Genomic DNA, 4,215 nt, shown 5'->3' with positions numbered 1-4,215 from the left:
AGACCGCAATGTCTCGATACAAGGGATTAACAAGCGGTAAATTGAGTTTGAGAAATTACAACGCTCAAGTGGGCGAAGTCTGAAAGTAATAGACTCAGAAAGCGTATTAATAATAACCAACAAAAGTCTGGTGAGTGTGTTACCTTGGTTGTTATCCCTACCGCTTAGTAGGGACTTCTTTTCTTTTCCGAACTCGCAAATCGGCACTCCTTAGTCGCCCTCCTAAGCCATACTGCAGGCTTTAATTATGTCCATCTCAACCGAAAAGTTAAGAAATATATTCAAACTCTCTAGAATTGAAAATGTAGATACCAACAACGTACCCCATATAGCTCCTTGGTTACCACTTGCTCAAAAAGTAAATCCGGTCATCCCTTCTGCAATTATATATTGCGAAGGTAATTTTGGTAAAATTGATGGTAAAACCGCTAATGGGTTAGTGAGGCATTCGTTAAGCTATCGTATTCTATCGGTTATTGATAGTGAGTCTGCTGGCTTAGATGCTGGTGAAGTTCTTGATAACAAAGCCAATGGAATACCGATCCTTGCCAATGCTGAAGAAGCTATCATTCACGCGGAAAGCATTCCCGATTATTTCATTTTTGGCATTGCGCCATCAAGTGGTTTTTTATCTGACTTAGATAAAAGCATCATTTTAAATGCCATGTCATTAGGAATGAACATCGTAAATGGCTTACATGAATTTCTAACCGACGATCCTCTGTTTTTAGAAGCCAGTTTAAAGAATAACGTTCGAATATTCGATACTCGCAAACCCAAAAGTAAAGGCGATCTGAAAACGTTTAGCGGGAAAATACACAACGTTAAATGTCCGAGAATTGCTGTAATGGGGACGGATTGCGCGCTAGGAAAACGAACAACAGCAACAATATTGGCGAATGAACTGACTCAAAAAGGCCTTAACGTCGTTCTGATTGCCACTGGTCAAACAGGTATTATGCAAGGCGCACAATACTGCGTTGCACTCGATGCAGTCCCTTCACAATTTTGTGCCGGTGAATTGGAATCTGTCATTGTACAGGCCTATGAAAAAGAAAATCCGGATCTGATAATTGTTGAGGGGCAAGGAGCCTTGAGTCACCCTGCGTTTTCAACCAGCGCTTTTATCTTACGTGGCAGTTGTCCAACGGGTGTGATACTGCAACATGCCCCTAAACGTTTATATCGTAGTGATTTTCCTGATTGCCCAATGCCTTCGATTGCCTCAGAAATCAATCTTATCGAAACGTTTTCTAATACCAATGTTATTGGACTAACACTGAATCATGAAGATATGTCGTTGGATGAAACACGTTGTGCGATAGACACTTACACTACCGAATTTGGTTTACCGGTTACTGATGTCTTGTCACAGCCTGTTGAACATCTACTGCACATCGTAACGTCAGCCTTTCCTATAATAGCAAGTAAACTGGCCGAAAAAGGGTGAACTACCCTAGGTTAGACATCGATTGTGGGAAAGTTCATCATAACGCTCAGTTCCTGATTTCTCAGCTCTCACTGAAAAATATATCCGTTACGCCTGTAACAAAAGCCTTCCTCGGCCACCCTATCATCGCACAAGTTCTTATTGATGCTGGCGCAACAATGTTAGCCGATTCAAGAATCGAAAATCTTCAAAAGATGACTGAATCTGGCATTGCTACCCCTAAAATGCTGATACGTACACCCATGCTCAGTCAAGTGGCGAGCGTAATAAAATACAGTGATATGAGTTTAAACTCTGAAGTTGAAGTGATTCAGAGGCTTTCACATGCAGCGGAACAACAAAATTGCTGTCACGGTATCATTATTATGGTTGAGCTTGGCGATCTCAGAGAAGGTGTGATGCCAAATCGCGTGATTGATTTTATCCGAGAGATTATTTCTTTACCAAACATCACGATAAAAGGAATTGGTACGAATTTAGCCTGTCGGTATGGTGTCGCTCCAGATGATCAAAATATGAATATTCTTTCTGATCTTGCCGATGGAATTGAAGCTAAATTTGGGATCAATCTAGAAATTATTTCAGGGGGTAATTCTGCTTCAGTTAACTGGGCTCTTCAGAGAACAGGCTTAACTCGAGTCAATCACCTTCGTATAGGAGAAGCCATTTTTTTAGGCTGTGAGCCTTTAGAGCACGAAAATATCAAAGGCTTACATACGGATGCGGTTTCTTTGACCGCTGAAGTGATTGAATCCAAGACTAAACCGACTTTGCCTTGGGGGAGTCGGGGGTTAAATGCTTTTGGTGAAAAAGAAAACCTTCAAGATAGAGGGGAGGTCTCACAAGCTATTCTAGCATTAGGCCGCCAAGATGTTTGTGTCAGCGGGCTTAAGGCTCCGAATGGGATTAAGATCATGTCTTCAACCAGTGATCATCTTGTCCTTGAATCCTCACAGAAACCACTATTTGTAGGGGAAAAAGTCACATTCAGTTTAGATTACAGTGCGCTCTTATCTTCTATATCTTCACGTTATATCCATAAATATTTTAAGGCACCTAAAGGGAGAAGAAAGGAAGAAGGAGCGCATAATGCTACGAACAACTGTAATTCTCTTCGTCAGTGTCATGCTTAACGGTTGTCAGATAAGCCCAATAAAATCTAATGGACTTGCCGATTATAGAGCGACAGTTATTTCAAGCCAACTTCCACAAGAGTTAGGCTCAATCACACTCGTAAATGCACAGTCAGAGGGCGATAGTGTCACTCTTGTTTTCGTAAAAAAGAAAACTTTGAATATGGACCGCTTAGTAGAAAAAGTCGCCGTTAGTTTTTGTGACAACATCGAAATAAGACCACTATTAGAGAGTGGGATCTCTTATCGAATCATTACCTTAGGAAAAAATGAGAAAGTAGAAAGCCTTAACGTCATTTCTCTAGCTAAGTGCTCTAATTGAATGCTTAGCAGTCGAATGGATAAAAGCCAATACGAGTTGTTCAATGTACTCAATGACACTATTTTATTGAGGTTTGACCGCCTTACGCCTTGGGAAAAAAACTTTATCACAGAGTTACACTATAAGGTCGTAACTAGACAACTCATTTCAATTAAACAAAAACAGCTTGCTTTAAAAATTTCAATGAAAGCCTATAAATCAAAGAAGAAAAACGCGCGTTCCAACGTTTAATTTAAGCTTGTGTATACCTAATCTGTTCAAGGTCCTCTAAACCTTGGACAGATTAGTAGTATTTGCACTTAACGTATTGAAAATAATCAAGTGTAGCGGTGAATGGGTAACAACTTTCAGCGTAATGGCAATTGAAATAGTCTTTCGAGCAGTACTGACTACCTCGATCGCTATGAGTTATAACCTGCTCAGGGAATCCTCGACGGAATAAAGCCATCGATAAGGCATCACAGACCAGTGAGGCCGTCATTCTCGTATCCATAGACCAACCAATTACTTGCCTTGAATATAGGTCAATAATGACAGCTAAGTACAGCCAGCCTTCGCTTGTGGCAACATAAGTAATGTCTCCTGCCCATTTTTGATTCGGAGCCGTTGCGTTAAAATCTTGAGCGAGCAAGTTCGGAGCAACGGGCATTTTATGCTTACTGTCCGTTGTACACTTAAACTTGCGTGCTGCTTTCGCTACTAAATCCTGACGTTTCATACTGGCGGCAATGGTCTTAACATTATGGTTATCACCGCTCTCTGCCAGTTCTTTCTGAATACGTCTGAGCCATCTCATTCTTTGCTAACGTCAAAGGCTTCTTTTACCTTGGTATCAAGCTTTTGGCGCTCTGTTTCACGTTGAATCGCCTTGTGGCGGTTCTCAACCCAATAATAAAACCCACTTCAAGAAACTCTGAACACCTTAGCCATACGGGAAATACTGAAACTCAGCAGGTGTTCGAGCATAAATTCATAGCAATTTACTTTAGATTTTTCGCGAAGTAGGTGGCGGCCTTTTTTACGATGTCTAGCTCTTCTGCTTGCTCTGCCAACTGCCTTTTTAGCTTAGCGACTTCAACGGCCAATTCTTGTTCTCGTTGGCTAATATTAGAATTCTTCTTTGTGGCTTTTCGCCAACCATAGATCTGAGATTCATGTAACGAGAGCTGTCTTGCAGCTGTAGCGACTCCCACTTTCTCTGCCAACTTCAGGGTTTCGGCTTTAAATTCAGGAGAATGGATAATACGTTTCTTCTTGCTTGTTATGGTTCACCTCATTAGTGATTGTACTCACTTAACTCAGTGTCCAAA

General features: G+C 41.1%; 4 protein-coding genes and 1 pseudogene. 4 read left to right on the top strand and 1 reads right to left on the bottom strand.

Features of this window, described 5'->3' with window-relative positions; all coding sequences use genetic code 11:
* Positions 1 to 247: 247 nt before the first annotated feature.
* The 4 genes from AB4517_RS10995 to AB4517_RS10980 are packed head-to-tail and all read left to right on the top strand — an operon-like array spanning position 248 to position 3,136.
* Positions 248 to 1,450 carry a DUF1611 domain-containing protein gene (locus tag AB4517_RS10995; protein WP_372148343.1) on the top strand — a complete coding sequence of 401 codons (1,203 nt, stop codon included), beginning with the start codon at positions 248 to 250 and terminating at the stop codon, positions 1,448 to 1,450.
* Positions 1,447 to 2,583, top strand: coding sequence for an alanine/ornithine racemase family PLP-dependent enzyme (locus AB4517_RS10990; RefSeq protein ID WP_372148342.1), 1,137 nt, complete (start codon positions 1,447 to 1,449; stop codon positions 2,581 to 2,583). The genes AB4517_RS10995 and AB4517_RS10990 overlap by 4 nt, the downstream gene beginning before the upstream one ends.
* Positions 2,540 to 2,905 (top strand): type II secretion system pilot lipoprotein GspS-beta, encoded by a 366-nt coding sequence (gspS2, locus tag AB4517_RS10985; RefSeq protein ID WP_016788065.1) that lies wholly within the window; start codon positions 2,540 to 2,542, stop codon positions 2,903 to 2,905. Before AB4517_RS10990 ends, gspS2 begins: the two co-directional genes overlap by 44 nt.
* The gene (locus tag AB4517_RS10980) at positions 2,906 to 3,136 is read left to right on the top strand and encodes a hypothetical protein (RefSeq protein WP_108019766.1); all 231 of its coding nucleotides are present in this window, start codon (positions 2,906 to 2,908) and stop codon (positions 3,134 to 3,136) included.
* Positions 3,137 to 3,272: 136 nt separating this feature from the next.
* On the opposite strand, the pseudogene AB4517_RS10975 reads toward AB4517_RS10980, so the two are convergent.
* Positions 3,273 to 4,170 (bottom strand): annotated as a pseudogene (locus AB4517_RS10975) (IS3 family transposase); the annotation flags it as partial.
* Between the last annotated feature and the right edge of the window lie 45 nt (positions 4,171 to 4,215).

This window comes from Vibrio sp. 10N.222.52.C3, from assembly GCF_041474195.1.
GTDB classification, from domain to species: Bacteria; Pseudomonadota; Gammaproteobacteria; order Enterobacterales; family Vibrionaceae; genus Vibrio; species Vibrio crassostreae_C.
Note: the sequence above shows the minus strand (reverse complement) of the source record. Positions and strands in the feature narration are given on the sequence as shown.

Coding starts and splice junctions, on each gene's coding strand:
- AB4517_RS10995 (WP_372148343.1), top strand. CDS start 248: ATGTCCATCTCAACCGAAAAGTTAAGAAATATATTCAAACTCTCTAGA.
- gspS2 (WP_016788065.1), top strand. CDS start 2,540: ATGCTACGAACAACTGTAATTCTCTTCGTCAGTGTCATGCTTAACGGT.
- AB4517_RS10980 (WP_108019766.1), top strand. CDS start 2,906: ATGCTTAGCAGTCGAATGGATAAAAGCCAATACGAGTTGTTCAATGTA.